Below are 3,444 nucleotides of genomic sequence, written 5' to 3'. Positions count from 1 at the left end.
ACGGCGGCGGCTCGGAGGGCCCCCGCCGGGAGGAGGGGGCGCCCAGACGGAGCAGGTGACAGCCGTCGTCCAGCCGTTCCCACGACGCCACCGCCGGCTCGGGGTCGGTCGCGGCGCGGTCGTCGATCCGCCAGCCGCACCGCCGTCCGGCGTCGTCGACCGCCGGGCCCACCCTGGCCGGTACCCACGCGGGCAGGCCGTCGCCCACCACCCGGCCGGTCGGGGTGACCACCGCCCGCAGCTCGCCGGCGCGGTGCCGCAACAGTGAACCGTGGCGGTGCCGGAGCCGCGCGTCCCGCTCACGCATCCGGTCCGCCAGTCGCGCCTGCGCCAGTTCCACCGCCGCCCTGACGAGCGCGGCCGTCGCCGGGTGCGCCGAGGAGACCGGACCGGTGACGTCGACGCTGCCGACGATCGCGCCGCTGTCCGGATCACGGACCGGGCTCGCGGCGCAGGTCCACGGGTGGTAAGTGCGCACCAGGTGTTCGGCGGAGTGGGTCCGCACCGGGCGCCGGACTGCCAGCGCGGTACCCATCGCGTTGGTGCCCATCGTGTCCTCGCGCCAGCACGTGCCCTCCCGCAGCCCGACCCGGTCCGCTCGGTGGCACAGTTCCCGGTGGCCCTCCCGCCACAGGATGTGGCCCTCGGCGTCGGTGACGATCATCAGGTGCACCGCCTCGTCGGCGATCCCGACCAGCAGCTCCCGCAGGCCCGGGAGCACGGCGGCCAGCGGGTGGGCGGACCGGCGCGCGGCCAGCTCGGCCCGGTCGAACTCGACCTCCGGAACAGGGGAGTCGGGGCGCACCTCGGCGGCCAACGACCGTTGCCAGGACTCCCAGACCAGCGGGCGTGGCCGGCGTGCCAGGTCCCCGCCCAACACCGCCTCGTGCATGGCGCGCAGCTGGCGTTCGAACCGCCCCTCGACGCGATGGGCGATCGGACGCCACGGTGCGGGCCGTGGGGATCCCGATGCCATCTGACCTCCGGTGGCGCTCGGTGGGAGGAGACGCGCGATCCGCACCGCGCCAGCCACGGCGCGCCCGCACCGGAAATCCTCGGTCCGTGGGTCGCGCACCCACAACAGTCTTCACCTGTTTGGGTGATGTCGTCGGGGTTCGGGCCGCCGGCCCGCCCCCGCCGCACCCCGTCCCGGCGCCCGGCCGGCCCAGCACGCGGAGGTCGACGGGGCAGGACGAGGCACTCCCCGGACCAGTACCGGGGCCGCCCGCCGTGGCCAGCCGCACCGGGCCGGCCTGGCCCGGTCCCGGTCCCGGCCCCGTCGCCGAACCGCCGCAACGTCGGCGCAACCCCTCCGGACCTACGGTCACGCCCGAGCCCGGTCAGCGCCACCGCCGCACCACGGGGCACTCCCCGCGGTGCCGCACCCGGCGGCGCCCCCGGGTGTCGTGGGACGCCACCGCACCAACGGAGGTAGGTCATGACCCAGTACGCGGCACCGGGAAGCGCCGGCGCCCTCGTCGAGTACCGCTCCCGTTACGACCACTTCATCGGGGGCGAGTACGTCCCGCCCGCCGGCGGCGAGTACTTCGAGAACCCCACGCCGGTCACCGGCCAGGTGTTCACCGAGATCGCCAGGGGCACCGCCGCCGACGTCGAACGCGCCCTCGACGCCGCGTGGGCCGCCGCGCCAGCCTGGGGGAGGACCTCGGTGGCGGAACGCTCCGGGGTCCTGCTGGCCATCGCCGACCGGATCGAGCAGAACCTGGAACGACTGGCCGTCGCCGAGAGCTGGGAGAACGGGAAACCCGTCCGCGAGACCCTCGCCGCCGACATCCCGCTGGCCGTCGACCACTTCCGCTACTTCGCCGGCGCGCTGCGCGCCCAGGAAGGCGGCATCTCCCAGCTCGACGAGGACACCGTCGCCTACCACTTCCACGAACCGCTCGGCGTCGTCGGCCAGATCATCCCCTGGAACTTTCCCCTGCTGATGGCCACCTGGAAGGTGGCACCCGCACTCGCGGCGGGCAACGCGGTGGTGCTCAAACCCGCCGAGCAGACCCCGGCCTCGATCCACCTGCTGGTGGAGCTGATCGCCGACCTGGTGCCGCCCGGGGTGCTCAACGTGGTCAACGGTTTCGGGGTGGAGGCGGGCAAACCGCTGGCCTCCAACAGCCGCATCCGCAAGATCGCCTTCACCGGGGAGACCACCACCGGCCGGCTCATCCTCCAGTACGCGAGCGAGAACATCATCCCCGCCACCGTGGAACTGGGCGGGAAGAGCCCGAACATCTTCTTCGCCGACGTCGCCTCGGCCCGTGACTCCTTCTACGACAAGGCGTTGGAGGGCTTCACCATGTTCGCCCTCAACCAGGGCGAGGTGTGCACGTGCCCGTCACGCGCCCTGGTTCAGGAGGACATCTACGAGGAGTTCGTGGCCGACGGGCTGGCCAGGGCCAGGGGCCTGCGGCAGGGGCACCCGCTGGACACCGCGACCCAGGTCGGGGCCCAGGCCAGCAACGACCAGCTGGAGAAGATCCTCTCCTACGTCGACATCGGCCGGCAGGAGGGCGCGGAGGTCCTCCTGGGCGGGGAACGCGTCGACCTCGGCGGCGAACTCTCCGGCGGCTACTACGTCCAACCCACGGTGTTCGCCGGGCACAACCGGCAGCGCATCTTCCAGGAGGAGATCTTCGGTCCCGTCCTGTCGGTCACCCGCTTCGCCGACTACCAGGAGGCCATCTCGGTCGCCAACGACACCCTCTACGGGTTGGGAGCCGGCGTCTGGGCCCGCAACGGCACCACCGCCTACCGGGCGGGCCGGGACATCCAGGCCGGCCGGGTGTGGATCAACAACTACCACGCCTACCCCGCCCACGCCGCGTTCGGTGGCTACAAGCAGTCCGGGATCGGCCGCGAGAACCACAAGGTCCAGCTGGAGCACTACCAGCAGACCAAGAACTTGCTGGTCAGCTACGGCGAACAGCCGCAGGGGCTGTTCTGATGGCCGAGCCCGACCCCGCCCCCGAGGCGGACCGGGCGCCGGCGTCCCGGGTGGCGGTGACCCCCGCCGCCACCGACCTGCTCGCCCGGCTCCGCGCCCGCCACGGGCCGCTGATGTTCCACCAGTCCGGCGGCTGCTGCGACGGGAGCTCCCCCATGTGCTACCCCGAGGGCGAGTTCCGGTTGGGCTCCTCCGACCGGCACCTCGGCGACCTGAACGTCCCCGGAGTGGCCGAACCGGTGCCGGTGTGGATGTCGGGCGCGCAGTTCGAGTACTGGCGCCACACCCACCTCACCATCGACGTCGTCGCCGGGCGGGGCAGCGGGTTCTCCCTGGAGGCACCCGAGGGAGTGCGCTTCCTGCTCCGGTCCCGGCTGCTGAGCGACGCCGAGCTCCACGAGCTCGAACTCCGGGAAGGGGAGGCGGGGGAGAACGGGACACCACCCCGACGGTGACGCGCCTCGTCAGGAGCGGGTAACCCC

The 3,444-nt window shown here is 73.2% G+C and carries 3 protein-coding genes; 2 read left to right on the top strand and 1 reads right to left on the bottom strand.

Annotation, left to right across the window (positions count from 1 at the left end; translation table 11 throughout):
- Positions 1–976 (bottom strand): sigma-54-dependent transcriptional regulator family protein (locus tag ACTIDRAF_RS0213440; RefSeq protein WP_039787225.1); only part of this gene is annotated, 976 nt, incomplete at its 3' end.
- Between the two features lie 462 nt (positions 977–1,438).
- On the opposite strand from ACTIDRAF_RS0213440, the gene exaC reads away from it, so the two are divergent.
- Complete coding sequence (gene exaC, locus ACTIDRAF_RS0213435; protein ID WP_016699255.1) at positions 1,439–2,962, top strand: acetaldehyde dehydrogenase ExaC; 1,524 nt, start codon at positions 1,439–1,441, stop codon at positions 2,960–2,962.
- Complete coding sequence (locus ACTIDRAF_RS0213430; RefSeq protein WP_016699254.1) at positions 2,962–3,417, top strand: DUF779 domain-containing protein; 456 nt, start codon at positions 2,962–2,964, stop codon at positions 3,415–3,417. Before exaC ends, ACTIDRAF_RS0213430 begins: the two co-directional genes overlap by 1 nt.
- Positions 3,418–3,444: the final 27 nt, after the last annotated feature.

Origin of the sequence: Actinoalloteichus spitiensis RMV-1378, from assembly GCF_000239155.1 — a bacterium.
In the GTDB taxonomy this organism is placed as follows: domain Bacteria; phylum Actinomycetota; class Actinomycetes; order Mycobacteriales; family Pseudonocardiaceae; genus Actinoalloteichus_B; species Actinoalloteichus_B spitiensis.
Note: the sequence above shows the minus strand (reverse complement) of the source record. Positions and strands in the feature narration are given on the sequence as shown.

Bases quoted from the DNA above. Each gene is read 5' to 3' on its own strand.
- exaC (WP_016699255.1), top strand. From the start codon at position 1,439: ATGACCCAGTACGCGGCACCGGGAAGCGCCGGCGCCCTCGTCGAGTAC.
- ACTIDRAF_RS0213430 (WP_016699254.1), top strand. From the start codon at position 2,962: ATGGCCGAGCCCGACCCCGCCCCCGAGGCGGACCGGGCGCCGGCGTCC.